Raw genomic sequence first — 13834 nt, 5'->3', positions numbered from 1 at the left:
CGGCCCTTGCGTCTCATTCGCGGCAGCACCCCACCTACGCGACAGCAACAAACCATCCGGACAGAAGACGCAAAACCATCCGGACAGAAGACGCAAAGGGTTGCGTCTCTACGTGCGGTCAGGACGACAAACGCACAGGTACTGGTCGATACCATGCCATTTCACCCTGACTGTGCCGATAGGCCAGTCAGTGGTACGAACCGTGATGCACGCGTGTTGTTCCTGTTTCTTACTGGCTGACGCCTTTGGCGCTGTGGGGCGTGTGGAGAAACTGGTTCTTGGCCGTTTTCATCTTGTAGATCGACTTGATGAAGCTCGTGAAAAGAACCGGCAGCTTCAGCAGCTCGGCCGGGCCGATCTGACGAATCAGGGCGTTGGGCGTTGAGATATAGAACGTGATCAGCAACAGAGCCAGCTGGCTACCGGTAACCAGCAGAAAGACCGGACTGTTGACCAGCGCACTGGCGATGACGGCCAGCAGCAACCCGCCCATCAACAGAATACGGGGTGGTATCAGCGTTTGAAACACCTTGTCGGCATAGTCGATGTTCCCCTCCAGCAATGACCGGATTCCCGACCGGAAGTTTAGCCGCAGGTATTTGTACTGAGCCGCAATCCAGCGGGTGCGCTGCCGTTCGAAAACCGCTTCGTTGGGCACCTTTTCATCGTATACGAAGGCGTTGGCCACGTAGGTAAACGGAATTCGCTGACTTAGCAGCCGCATTTCCAGCTCTTTGTCGAACCCGCCCACCGCCTGTACCTCGGGCATGATCTGCCGCAGCAGCGCATATTCGAACGCCATACCCGAGCCAATGAGCGCGGCCGACAGCCCTACCGAGCGGTGGCCCTGCCGGAAAATATGGTTGTTGATTTCTTCGCTGATGGCGTCCAGCACCGCCACGCTGCTGTCGGTATTTTTGGCCACCCGATGCCCCTGTACAATGCGCCAGCCCTGCTGAAAGGCCGTGTTGATTTGTTGCAGAAAGTCGGGCGCCATCAGATTGTCGGCGTCCAGGATAACGGCTATATCGTACGTGGTCGGCAGCTGCTGCAACGCCACATTGAGTGCCTTGGCTTTGGTCGACTTCTCGAATGACACCTCAATGACCTGGATCGGGAGCTTTCGCAGGGTCTGAATGGTTTCGGGCTGCAGCGAATCGGCGATCACGATTACGTCGTACATCGATGCCGGGTAGGTTTGCAGCAAGCCCTGCTGCGCCGACTCCAGAATGACGCCATCTTCGCGATAGGCCGGAATCAGCACCGCAATGCGCTGGCTCGTGGCCGCGTAGGTCCGAACCATGTTTTTGTTTTTCCGAAGCCGGCCCGCCAGCGCAAAAAACAGCAGGTACAGCACAACGAGACCTGTGTATAGAAACAGAGCGGCAGCCGCCCACTGAAAAATAAGTATCATACTACTAAGCAGTTAAGCCATTAATCGTTTCCACTCGCGCCGGAGCCGCATCGTAAACGCCTGCCCCAATCCGCCCGACTCCAGCAACCGGCGGTCGCTGGTACGAGCGCGGGCTTTGGGCGACGACACCCGGTACAAACGACCGCGTTCCATCAGGCAAAGGGCCATCCAGCCGTCTTCGCAGGGCCCGCTTTTATGATTCACCGTACCGGTATGACCGGCGTTGAGATTGAAGCCGCCCACGGCCAGCGCGTCGGCCCGCCGGAAGGCGAAGTTGAACCCCAGCACGTTGGTGGGCTCGTTGGTCCGGCTGCGCATCAGCGAAGCCAGCCGCGACGCCCGTTCGTAGAGGGCCAGCTGCAGGGGCGAAGTCCGGGCGCTGGGAATAAACGAGTAGGTGCCGTAGGTGCAGCTCACGGCCGGGTTCTCCAGCGGTTTGATGATGGTATTGAGCCAGGTAGGCGGGTATACGCTATCGGCGTCGGCGTTGGCTATGTAAATGCCCCGGGCGGCTTCGAGCCCGGCCTGCCGCGCGTAGGCCACGCCCTGCTGCTGCACGAACAAAGACCGAACCCCGTACTGGTCAAGCAGGGCCTGGGTCCGATCGGTTGAGTTGTTGTTGGCAATGATGAGCTCAACCCGGTAAGACGTTACCTGAGCCGCCATCGATTTCAGCAGCCGCTCAATCGTCTTTTCTTCATTGTAGGCCGGAACAACAATAGACACCTCGGGGTCATCGACCAGAAAGCGCTTTAGTTGCTGACGGAGTTCGGGAGTACCGGTGGATGGTTTGTGTGAGATAGCGGCCATAGGAGCACGAATTTCACACAAGTATAATGCTATAATTTATTATAATCCATAATATGTAAACAATACAGTTATTAAAATTCGATTAACCTGTTTTTTATTAACAAAACATATGCCTTATTTGAATGTATTTGTCATTCTGCACACTTACAGAGCCGTTCTATCCTGACTTGTATGAAGAAACGACCTACCTGTAGCCTGCTAATATCTACCTACAACTGGCCCGATGCCCTGCGGCTTTGCCTGTTGAGTGCGTTCCGGCAGAGTGTTCTTCCGAACGAGATTATTGTCTGTGATGACGGCTCCCGCGACGACACCCGGCAGCTGATCGATCAACTCCGGCCGCTGAGTCCGGTGCCGCTGCTTCATGTCTGGCAACCCGACGAAGGGTTTCAGCTGGCCCGCATCCGCAACAAAGGACTGGCGCGGTCCAGCTATCAATACATCCTGCAGATCGACAGCGACATTATCCTGCACCGCCACTACGTAAAAGACCAGCTGGCCAACGCGCGACAGGGCTTCTTTTTCTCGGGCAACCGGTATTATCTGTCGCCCGACGAGTCGGCCCGGCTCCTGGCCGATCCGGCTGCCAGCGAACATATTCCGTTCAAACTGAACAAGATGAGCTGGCGCCGGCTACGGCTTCCTGTTTTGCAGAACCCCATGCGCTGGTATTACCACTGGCCGACCGAGTACCTGTATACTACGGGCTGTAACATGGCTTTCTGGCGGCAGGACCTGGTCGATGTAAACGGCTACGACGAGAGTTTCAAGGGATGGGGTTGGGAAGATACCGACCTGGCGCTGCGGCTGATGAACAAAAATGTTAGCCTGCAATTTATTCGGTTCGGCGCCATCCAGTTTCATATCTACCACCGCGAAGTCAGCCCCGACAAACGAAACGAGAACTACGCCCGGGCTATGGTGTCGAAGGAGAAAAAAATCATCTACTGTCAGCAGGGGATGAGTCAGTATCTGCTGGCGGCCAACCACCAGCCCGCTACCGTATAAAGCCGGCTGACTACCGAATTTTCTGTATGGGCATGACTATAACGCACAGGGTTGCCGACAACCCTAGACTGAAGCAACTTATTCATTATCTGCTCATTCCGAAGGGGCAGGCGCGTCCGCGGTGGTGGGTGAGCTGGTTCGTAAATCCGTTCATTCATAAGAAAGGCAAAGGAGCCCGCATCTGCCGGTCGGCCCGGCTGGACGTGCTGCCGTTCCGAAAATTTGAGCTGGCCGATCATGCTACTATCGAAGACTTCTGCGTGATCAACAACGGAGTTGGCGACGTTACCATTGGGCCCAGTTCGCGGGTTGGGATCAGCAGTGTGGTCATCGGCCCCGTCCGGATCGGCACGCAGGTTATCATTGCGCAGCACGTGGTTATTTCGGGGCTGAACCACAGCTACGAATCGCTCGACAAACCCATCCGCCTGCAACCGCCCACCAGCCGTTGTGTGGTGATAGAAGACGAATGCTGGATTGGTGCCAATGCGGTCATTACGGCCGGGGTGCGAATTGGCAAGCACTCGGTGGTAGCGGCCGGCAGTATCGTTACGAAAGATGTGCCCCCCTATTCGGTGGTGGGCGGCAATCCGGCGCGTTTGCTCAAAGCGTATAATCCCGAAAGCCAGTCGTGGGAAAAAGTACGGCCTCAGCCGGTTAGCTGAGTCAGGATCCGGGGGCGTATGGTTTCCATTCGGTCGGCCAGCCGGCATGTCACCCCTACCGGAGCCTGGCGTATGGACAGGCAAATCCGACGAAAATCGCCTAACCAGGACGCTGAACCGATACCAACGTTACAAACCAACCCGTATCTACGGCAGGAGCCGCGACTAGAATAGTCGCGGCTCCTGATAAATCAACGCGATAAGCCCCTTACAAGCGGTATCGGTTGGCAGGCAGGGTAACGGTCTCCAGCCAGTAGCTGCCCAGTGTCTGGAAATACAGCAACCACTCATCATAATCTACCGGTTTTTTCAGGTAGGAAGAAGCGCCCAGCTCGTACGTTTTGAGGATGTCATCGCTATTATCTGATGAGCTAAACGTCACCACCGGGACCTGACCCAGCGGAAAAGGCATGTTTTTAATGTACTCCAGCAACGCCAGACCATCCGTGCGGTCGGGCATGTACAAATCCATCAGGATCAACTTCGGGATCTCCCATTCCTGATAGGTCCAGGCGTCCAGCTGCACCAGTGCTTCTTTGGGCGACCGGACCCAGATAATCTGCACGTTGGGCAGGCTTTGCTGAACGATCTTCTGAATCAGCGTTCCCTGATCCTCGTTGTCTTCAACGAGAAAGATTCGGACTGACCTGGATGTAGTTCGGCCGTTGATTGGACTTCCAGAAATTTTCATAAAGTAGGGAGGTTAGTATATTAGATAACAAACTATTTGTCAAATAGATTAAATAGTTTATAGATAGTTTTCGTGTATATACATTGGTTATCAGGGATTTTCAGCAATAGACTACTATCAAACAGACGTTTGTGATTCAGAATTTGTAGTTGGCAGTTGTCGATTCAATAGCACCCTGATTCGCACGAGTCAGAGTTTTCTACAATGCCTGTAACTCTTGCCCCTGACACCGGGGGGCTAAGGCCGTTAGTGAAAGTAACCGAATCAGCGTCTTAACGTATAGACACTCCGAGTCAGCAGATCGCCCTGACTTTCGGGTCGCCAGTGAGCAAATGGTCTGTCTATTTTGTCTGTTCACCGGCTCAACTTCGGACGCTATCAAGTACAAAAAACCCCGGCAACAGCGTCGCCGGGGTTTTCTAACTATCCTCTCAATATACTATCTTCAATAGGGTTCGGCCTGGTAGCCCAACCCCTTTTATTATCTGACTTTTCGGATCACGACGGGTACGCATTTCGGCGCCGGGCATTCGCATACCACCGGATCGAGCGTAACGATAACGTCCGTTACACAGGTGCCACCCGCGCTGAACAACCGAACGGTATAGGTTTGCCGCTGGGTCGGGTTCGCAATACCGGTGAAGCTCACCGCTCCGCTAACCACCAGCTTGTTGCTGGCCGCTCCGTAGACGGGTCCGCTTCCATACGAGCTACCCTGTACGATGTCGGCACGCTCTACGTTCTGCAGGGTCGTGAAGTCAAACCGCGCATCGCTATTCGGATTGGCACCGGTACAGGTAGCGGCAGTTACCGTCGGGGCCACATCGAACGTGGGGGCACTGTTGACGGTAATCGTAGTAGCAATAGTCGATGAGCATCCTGTCGAGAACGTACACGTAGCCGAATAGGTCGTCGTTACCAGCGGCTCGATCGACAGCGATGCCGTATTATCGCCGGTTGACCAGCGGATGCTGCCACCTTCGCAGCCACCAACGACCAGGTTGGTCGACGTACCGGCGCAGATCGTTGCCGAATCGATAGTCAGTTGTGGGCTGGCGTTAACCGTTACCGTAGCGCTGGTCACGTCTGAACAGCCGGCTTCGTTGGTTACCGTTACCGAGTACACCCCGGTGCTGGTTACCGAAATAGCCGCCGTTACTTCGTTTGTCGACCAGCGGTAGGTAGCTCCCCCACTAGCCGTCAGGGTTGAACTCTGACCAGAGCAGATGGTGGCGTTGCTTACTGTGATGCTGGCTACTGGGTTAGCGTTGACGACCACCGTGCCGCTGCCCACTGCCGTACAGCCCTCGGCCGAAATGGCCGTCACGCTGTAGACCGTTGAGGAGTTGGCCGCGCTCAGGCTCGTAGCGACCGTAGCCGTATTGCCGCTGGCGCCACCCACCTGGGTCAGACCCGATGAGAAAACGTAGCTGGCGTAGCCCGGTGTTGCTGTCAGACTGGCTGTCGTGCCCGCGCAGACCGTCGCGCTACTCAGGGCGATAACGGGGTTGCTGTTGACGACCACCGTGCCGCTGCCCACCGCCGTACAGCCTTCCGCCGAAATGGCCGTCACGCTGTAGACCGTCGAGGAGTTGGCCGCGCTCAGGCTCGTAGCCACCGTAGCCGTATTGCCGCTGGCGCCACCCACCTGGGTCAGACCCGACGAGAAAACGTAGCTGGCATAGCCCGGGGTTGCCGTCAGACTGGCCGTAGCACCGGCGCAAACCGTCGCGCTGCTGAGGGTGATGACGGGGTTACTGTTGACGACCACCGTGCCGCTGCCCACCGCCGTACAGCCTTCCGCCGAAATGGCCGTCACGCTATACACCGTCGAGGAGTTAGCCGCGCTCAGGCTCGTAGCCACCGTAGCGGTGTTGCCACTGGCGCCACCCACCTGGGTCAGACCCGATGAGAAAACGTAGCTGGCATAACCAGCCGTAGCCGTCAGGCTGGCTGTCGTGCCCGCGCAGACCGTCGTGCTGCTGAGGGTGATGACGGGGTTGCTGTTGACGACCACCGTGCCGCTGCCCACCGCCGTACAGCCTTCCGCCGAAATGGCCGTCACGCTATACACCGTCGAGGAGTTGGCCGCGCTCAGGCTCGTAGCGACCGTAGCGGTGTTGCCGCTGGCGCCACCCACCTGGGTCAGACCCGACGAGAAAACGTAGCTGGCATAGCCCGGGGTTGCCGTCAGACTGGCCGTCGTGCCCGCGCAGACCGTCGCGCTACTCAGGGTGATGACGGGGTTGCTGTTGACGACCACCGTGCCACTACCCACCGCCGTACAGCCCTCGGCCGAAATGGCCGTCACGCTGTAGACCGTTGAGGAGTTGGCCGCGCTCAGGCTCGTAGCCACCGTAGCGGTGTTGCCACTGGCGCCACCCACCTGGGTCAGACCCGATGAGAAAACGTAGCTGGCGTAGCCCGGGGTTGCCGTCAGACTGGCCGTAGCACCGGCGCAGATGGTGGTGCTGCTCAGGGCAACTACCGGATTCGGGTTCACCGTAATGGCACCGCTGGCCGTAGCCGAACAGCCCGATGTAGAGATGGCCGTTACAGAATAGGTTGTTGTGCTGCCGGCCGCACTCAGGCTCGTGGCCAGGGTGGCCGTATTGCCACTGGCACCACCGACCTGGGTCAGACCCGGTGAGAAAACGTAGCTGGCATAGCCCGGTGTTGCCGTCAGACTGGCCGTAGCACCGGCACAGATGGTGGCGCTACTGAGCGTAACCACGGGGTTGTCATTAACCGTAATGGTTGTCGATGTGCTGGCGGTACAGGTGCCGTAGGTGTTCGATGTACAGGTAAACGAGTAAGCCGTTGTCGATGTCGGCGATACCGTTATGCTGGCCGTACTGGCACCCGTACTCCACAGAAGCGTACCGGTGCCGCAGCCGGTAGCGGTCAGGCTGGTGCTGCCGCCCACGCAGATGGCCGTGGCCGAAGCTACCGCACTCAGGTTCGGCAGGATACCATCTTCGATAACAAGTGGTACGCAACCGCTAGCCGGACAGTCGACATTGGCCGTTGTGGTGAAGCTATAGCTACCCGCCTGTGTAATGGTGAAGCTGTTCCCCGAAGCCACGGGAGTCGGGTTGGCATTCCGATACCATTGTACATTGGTATACTCGGCCGGCAGGCTCGCGACGTACGACTCGCCCGGGCACATCTTGACCGGTACGGTTACCCCCGCGCGGCTCACGTTGTTGCGCGTGCTGATTTCGGCATCGGCGGTCGTGACATAAGCCGTATTATAGACAATACCTTCGGCATTTGTTTTCACCGTCAGGTTAATGCTCGACGTAGCGCCAGCCAGCATGGTTCCCAGCGACCAGGTCAGTACGGTCTGCGACGAGGGTGTGGTGCTAACCGTAGCCGCTGGTGAGGATGAGACATAGAGTACACCGGCGTCGAGGGTATCTTTTACGATGACGTTGGTAGCCACGCCGTCGGGGCTGATGTTGTCGACCCGAATGGTGAAACTGGCGTTGCTGCCCAGCGTTACGCTCGTTACGGTGGCCGTTTTTGTCAGGCTCAGATCCGGAGCACCGGCGGCCAGTCCAATATCGTACGAGTCGTTGGGCGAGTTGGTACCGCCAGTTGCGGCAAATACCACGATCTGGTTACCGATAACCTGTGCATCGCTGTCGCCACTGGTATCGCCCTGGTTCCGTTTCGTCAGCGAGAAGCCCGCTGGCAGATCGGTTGTAGCCACCCGAATTTCATAGGCCGTATTAGGCTTGAGTCCTCCCGTCACAACGGCGTCGTCGAAGGTATACTGTCCATTGGCATCGGAGGTTGTCTGACCGCGCTGGATTCCCTGCTGATAGAGCCGGAGTTTTACGTTACCGATGCCCACTTCGCCGTCGTCCTGACGGCCGTTTCGGTTGTAATCATGGAAAACGCGGTTGCCGAGTGCCAGCGCTTTGGGTGCGTTTCGGGCACCGGGAGGCCGACTGCCAGGGGGTGAATCATCAGGTACGAAAGCCCCCGCTGTCTGCGCTACCAGGATCAGTAGCCACAGCCCCGCCACCCGCACTAGTCGTTCTGTCAGCAGGGAGCTAAAACTGGATAACTGTTTCATAGAGGATTGTTTGTCAAGATGTTTTATTTAGTTAAGTAATCGGTGTTAGCGGTTAGTAGGCATTGGATATGCACAGGATTTTTAGCGCTTTTGCAGACTTACTTTCGGACATAACAGCGGTTCGCAGGTCGAGCAGGACGCTACAGGGATGGTTGTTTGTGTAGTCTGGCAGGTTGGTATGTCAAGATCACGGATAACGAGGGTGTAGGTGGTCGTACCATCCGCTTTGAACGTAGTGGGCGTGCCGACAGTAACCGACTGGCCGTACGTTGTCCCGCCGGGGTTCAGCACCGTGCCGTTCAGCAGTACCTCGAACCGATTCGATGGGCCGCGCACGCCGGGCAGCGCCCGTACGCCCAGGGTGTAGTAGTCATCGGCGGTAGTTGAGTTGCTGTTGTTGCTGTTGCAGGTTCCCTGTACCAGCGTAGCTGACGTCAGTGTCTGACTAACAGTCGTTGTAGCCGAGGCTGTACAGCCGTTGGGGGCCGTAGCCGTTACGGTATAGGTGCCGGTCTGGCTGACCGTAGCACTGGCGCCTGATGTACTCACCACACCCGGGCCGGCAAACGCGTAGCTCAGCCCGCTGGTCGTGCTACTGGCGGTGAGCGTCACTGTAGCTGCCGTACAGCTGAGCGGCCGGTTACTGGCCAGACTGAGCGACTGGGGCGCATTCGTATTGAGGGTAACCACCGCCGTAGCCGAACTGGTGCTGGTACAGCCATTAGCGGTAACGGTCAGCGTATACGTACCAGGTGTACTGGTCGTGAAGCTTTGTGCTGCGGAGGTGAAGGCGAGCGGGCCGGTCCAGCTGTAGGTCGACCCGGTCAGGCTCGAGCTACCCGTTACGGTGGCGGTAGCCACGCAGGTAATCGTCCCCCCCGTAGCGGTTGGCGCCGGTACCGGCCTGACCGTGACGGTACCGGTAGTCGTAGCTGTACAGCCACTAGCATTAGCTGCGGTTACCGTATAAGTCGTCGTACCACTCGGCGTAACGGTGAAGCTACCCGTCGCACTGGTCAAGTTGCCCGGCGTCAGCGTATAGCTGGTACCGCCCGTGGCCGTCAGGGTAGCCGTCTGCCCAGCGCAGATGGTTGCGCTGCTCAGCGATGGCGTCGGTAAGGAGTTCACCGTCACAACGCCAGTGGCTCTGGCGGTACAACTGCTGGCGTTCGTGGCAACGACTGTGTAAGTCGTCGTGCCGCTCGGCGTAACGGTGAAGCTACCGCTAGCGCTGACCGTTCCCGTGTTGACCAGCGTATAGCTGGTACCGCCCGTGGCCGTCAGGGTGGCTGTCTGCCCAGCGCAAATGCTGGTACTGCTCAACGATGGCGTCGGCACGGGGTTGACCGTTACAGTTCCTGTCGTGCTGGCGGTGCAGCCGCTGGCGTTGACAGCCGTTACGGTGTAAGTCGTCGTGCCGCCTGGCGTAACGGTGAAGCTACCGCTAGCGCTGACTGTTCCCGTGTTGACCAGCGTGTAGCTGGTGCCGCCCGTGGCCGTCAGGACAGCCGTCTGCCCAGCGCAGATAGTTGCGCTGCTCAGCGATGGCGTCGGCAATGGATTAACCGTGACGATTCCTGTTGTGCTGGCGGTACAGCCGCTGGTGTTGACCGCCGTGACGGTATAGGTCGTCGTACCGCTTGGCGTGACGGTGAAGCTACCCGTCGCACTGGTCAGACTGCCCGGCGTCAGCGTATAGCTGGTACCGCCCGTGGCCGTCAGGACAGCGGAACGCCCGACGCATATTGATGTCGAAGAAAGAGTTACGGCGGGATTCGGGTTAATCGTTACCTGAATCAACTGCGAGGGGCGGCAGCCATCGGCTGCGGGGGCAGGATTCAGAATGGCATAAACATAATAGGTAACGGCTGTCGTACCCGTGTTGGCTGGGAAGGCTACGTTCCCGATTCCGGCCGTGCCACTGGCGGGCGTAGCCGTTCCGAGCGACGTACCACCCGAATACATGGCCGTGCCGCTCTGGGGCGCCGTGAAGTAAACAAACTGTATGCCGTTGGTAACCGTAGTTGTGGTCGCCACCGTTAGCGATCGGATGGGTGTACCGGTGCAAACGGCCGTTGTACCCGAGGGATTCGTTATGGTTGGACAGTCAACAAATCCGAAGTCGAGGGTGTGGTTGTTTTCGCCGTAGTCGCCCGTGGTGAAGCTAATAACCGCGTTGTTGCCATTTCGTACGGCATCATTATCAATCGACGGATCGGAACCGGAACCACTGGGCGCCGGCAGGTAGCCCGGCCCCGAAAGGGCGGTCTGACTCAGCGGCACCCGCAATTCATAAGCCGTATTGGGTAATAAGCCCCCCGTCACGTTGGTACTGTTGAAGTAGTACTCGCCATTGGCGTCCGTAGTAGTCGATGCCACCTGCGAACCATTCAGGAAGAGCTGTACGGTTATACTGGCCAGGGGCGAGAGGCCGTTATCCTGCGTACCGTTGGCGCCCGTTGCTACTCCGTCGTACCAGATGCGGTTACCGATTTCGATCGGAGCCGGACTACAGCTCAGCTCCAGATCACCCAGGCCGTTTGCTTTACCGAAAGTGGCTACGTCGCCACTGGCATAGACCTGCACGCTGGTTGACGGACTACCGGTACCCGTCGCATTTCGAAACCGCCGGATCCCCCCCGCATCGATCTGGTCGGTTGGGTCGATTACGATAGACGATACGTCGCCGGTACCGGGAAATAGCGCCAGAGCTCCTTCGCTCATCTCAGCATGATACGGATCGGTAGCCGAAGGAATAGCAATAGCGTCCTGGTAGTAGTATTCACCGCCACCAAACCCCTGTCCGTTGGTTGCTCCAGCCGTAGCCGTTCCGCTACAGACCCGGCCAGCTCGTTCGATAGTCCACTGGTTAACGGCCGGATCACATTTACCCGCCCGCAGAATATCGCCGGGAGCAATGGCGCGGTACAAAGTTGTCGTGTTAGCCGTATTGGTACCGTAGTTATTATTGCCGTACTGATCGCCCAGACGGTCACGTATGCTCAGGATCATGGAACCATCGACATCGAATTCGATACCCGTCAGCATTGGCTGAGGATAACTACAGTTGGGCAGGTCGGCGCGGGCAAACCGGTTGGGTACGCTTCCCGTAGCCGGCGGAGCACTGATCCAGGGTAGCCAGTATTCGGCCCGGTCTACGCCAGACCGGTCATTGTTAGTGGCTCCTTTCTTATACGTCAGCGGAAACGCCAGTACCTGGGTAAAGGAGTTATTTACCGGATTGAACTCGTACACATACGCCTTCATGTTGGTCGTATCGCGGGTAATCAGGTTCCCCGTTGTCGATCCAGAGCCGAAGTTGATAGTCGTGGAGGTAGGCACGCCCTCGTTGGTAGTAACCCCGCCCACGTAGACCCGATCCCGATACACTTTAAGCGCAAATGGTCGAAAAACACTTCCCGTCCGTTGCGAAGGCACCGGCAGTGTATAACTCGTTGGCGTACCGGCCGTTGGGGTCGCGCTGGTAGGGTTAGTGATCGGAATCCTGTACAGCGACCGGTCGGCCAGGTTAACGGCGTATAGAACAGTACCATCTTCGGAAAGCTCGATGTCGCCCAGACCAGCCTTACCCACCTGATCATATACCGACGGATCGTGGTTACCCGTAGTGATATTGGCCGGTAGTCCCCGATCGGTATTTGAAGCAACAGTACCGGCGCTGAGTGTCGTAAACACACTCGATACCAGCGACCCACTCACCACCCGGGTCAGGTAGATAGCCCCTGCCCCGCCGGGGCCCAGCCCCGCATGACGCTTTACAAACGCACTGGAGTAGAGCTGGTTGGCAGCCCGCTGGTACGCCAGCCCATATACGGTACCAACTTGCTGGTTCAGGGCCAGAGCCGTTTCGGTAGGCGAGTTACCGGTACTACTATACGGCAGCGAAACCAGTACCCCCTGCGTACCGGCATTTCCGGTGGTCGTGAGCGAATTTCCGTTCACATAACAGGGCACCAGGTAGTTGGGGTTGGCCTGGCAATAGTCGGCCGGGTAGTTAATACCCAAACTAACCGTTGCTGATACGGGCAGCGTAGTGGTGTTGACAAACTGAACGGTAGTACCGCTCTGTGTACCCCGCTGCCCCGGGAAATAGCCGCTGGGCAGGTTGGTAAACTGAACCCGGTAGGGCCCGACCACGGAAGGTGTAATGCTGTATTGCCCCTGCGTAGCGGTTGTTGAGCTGGTGACTGCCGTTCCGGCAATAGCTCCCGTAGCAGTATATACGGTTACCGTTACGCCCCCTACCCCAATCTCTCCCGTCAGCGTCGATACGGCGGTATACTGACGAGTGCCGCTTTCGTTAAAGTCCCGGTAAACAACCCCCGATATCTGCGCGGTAGCCTGGCCAGCTACCAGCAGGCTAATCAGACCGATAAACAGACCGAAGCCCCGCCCGGAAGCCGTTTTAAGAAATTGACTATATCGAAGGTAAGTGGCGTAGAATTTTTCGTCCATACACAGTAACTTTTTGTATACATCTATACCGTATCATATTGCTGATAAATCAGATGTACACAGACTACTTTTATCGGATAAAGTACAAGTGCAGGACTCCCTCGATCAAATAAGGTGCCAGTTTTCTTAATTAATAAACTTTAATACCCTTTTAATACTACATTCGTACACTAATATGGCTAAACAGGAAACATACTTTAAAATAAGCTCACTAGTACATATATCACCTAATACGTATACTATATAATAACATATTTTATGAATCATCTGATTTATAGTTCATTACGTATATACTACCATAGGCCGGTTTCGGTCGGCTCCGTGCCAGGTATATTTTGTATTAATCAGGCAAAACAATTTATCCGATTTTAGGTCTATACATGGATCGACTCGACCAGGTGGCCCCGCTAATCGGAGCCAGCAGCCAGTACTGTCCAGCCGGAACCTGGCCTTTTTATGGGATGGCCAGTTCATCAAATACTATACCAGATTTGGCAGGAACATCTAGAATTTAGAACATACAGACTGACTGGGTTTAACCGTATGATAAGGTTCGTTTAGACCTCTTATCACAATTCGGTTGTTTTCGCGAAACCACCGTTGGAGATTAGGTATTGATTTGTATATTTGAAACCGTCGCATTATGAATTTTAGGCACAATAAGCTATTATACAGCCTATTGTGTT

At 56.6% G+C, this 13834-nt stretch carries 7 protein-coding genes; 2 read left to right on the top strand and 5 right to left on the bottom strand.

Going from position 1 to position 13834, the window contains the following annotated elements:
• Nucleotides 1-229 precede the first annotated feature (229 nt).
• A complete protein-coding gene (locus tag FBR45_RS01500; RefSeq protein ID WP_138498696.1) occupies nucleotides 230-1414 on the bottom strand; it encodes a glycosyltransferase in 1185 nt (394 codons plus the stop codon).
• A gap of 12 nt (nucleotides 1415-1426) precedes the next feature.
• Nucleotides 1427-2224 carry a glycosyltransferase family 2 protein gene (locus FBR45_RS01495; RefSeq protein WP_138498694.1) on the bottom strand — a complete coding sequence of 266 codons (798 nt, stop codon included), beginning with the start codon at nucleotides 2222-2224 and terminating at the stop codon, nucleotides 1427-1429.
• A gap of 171 nt (nucleotides 2225-2395) precedes the next feature.
• On the opposite strand from FBR45_RS01495, the gene FBR45_RS01490 reads away from it, so the two are divergent.
• On the top strand, nucleotides 2396-3232 hold the full coding sequence (locus tag FBR45_RS01490; RefSeq protein ID WP_138498692.1) for a glycosyltransferase family 2 protein: 837 nt from the start codon (nucleotides 2396-2398) through the stop codon (nucleotides 3230-3232).
• Between the two features lie 32 nt (nucleotides 3233-3264).
• Nucleotides 3265-3897, top strand: a complete 633-nt coding sequence (locus FBR45_RS01485) for an acyltransferase (RefSeq protein WP_138498690.1) — start codon at nucleotides 3265-3267, stop codon at nucleotides 3895-3897.
• A 208-nt stretch (nucleotides 3898-4105) separates the two neighbouring features.
• Here FBR45_RS01485 and FBR45_RS01480 read toward each other — a convergent pair whose 3' ends face one another.
• The 3 genes from FBR45_RS01480 to FBR45_RS01470 all read right to left on the bottom strand — a co-directional run bounded on the left by FBR45_RS01480 (nucleotide 4106) and on the right by FBR45_RS01470 (nucleotide 13148).
• Nucleotides 4106-4588, bottom strand: coding sequence for a response regulator (locus tag FBR45_RS01480; RefSeq protein ID WP_138498688.1), 483 nt, complete (start codon nucleotides 4586-4588; stop codon nucleotides 4106-4108).
• A gap of 481 nt (nucleotides 4589-5069) precedes the next feature.
• Nucleotides 5070-8672, bottom strand: coding sequence for an SdrD B-like domain-containing protein (locus FBR45_RS01475; RefSeq protein ID WP_138498686.1), 3603 nt, complete (start codon nucleotides 8670-8672; stop codon nucleotides 5070-5072).
• Between the two features lie 81 nt (nucleotides 8673-8753).
• Complete coding sequence (locus tag FBR45_RS01470) at nucleotides 8754-13148, bottom strand: SdrD B-like domain-containing protein (RefSeq protein ID WP_138498684.1); 4395 nt, start codon at nucleotides 13146-13148, stop codon at nucleotides 8754-8756.
• Nucleotides 13149-13834 lie beyond the last annotated feature (686 nt).

The organism is Spirosoma lacussanchae, from assembly GCF_005870035.1.
In the GTDB taxonomy this organism is placed as follows: Bacteria; Bacteroidota; Bacteroidia; order Cytophagales; family Spirosomataceae; genus Spirosoma; species Spirosoma lacussanchae.
This window is presented reverse-complemented; position numbering and strand designations above follow the sequence as displayed.